The sequence below is a fragment of the Anaerovorax odorimutans genome, from assembly GCF_024459955.1.
GTDB lineage: Bacteria > Bacillota > Clostridia > Peptostreptococcales > Anaerovoracaceae > Hominibacterium > Hominibacterium odorimutans_A.
Genome location: NZ_JANFXK010000256.1, coordinates 1 through 217, shown reverse-complemented (window position 1 = coordinate 217; position 217 = coordinate 1). Strand labels below are relative to the sequence as shown.

At 40.6% G+C, this 217-nt stretch carries 1 rRNA gene; it reads left to right on the top strand.

Annotation, left to right across the window (positions count from 1 at the left end):
- Window positions 1–159: 159 nt before the first annotated feature.
- Window positions 160–217: ribosomal RNA gene (rrf, locus tag NE619_RS18690) — 5S ribosomal RNA — on the top strand; the annotation flags it as partial.

The following is a 217-nucleotide window of genomic DNA, read 5'->3' as shown; positions in this document are numbered from 1 at the left end:
ACCGATACTAATAGGTCGAACGCTTGACCAATGGTTTCAAGTAAGGAAGTAAAGGGAAGAAAAGTTTACGCTTGACATTATTCAGTTTTGAAGGTACAAAAAACCTTCATATAGACAGATACCTACTTAACAAGTAAGACGCTTGGGTAGGGCATCTAATTTGGTGACTATAGCGAGGAGGTCACACCTGTTCCCATCTCGAACACAGAAGTTAAGC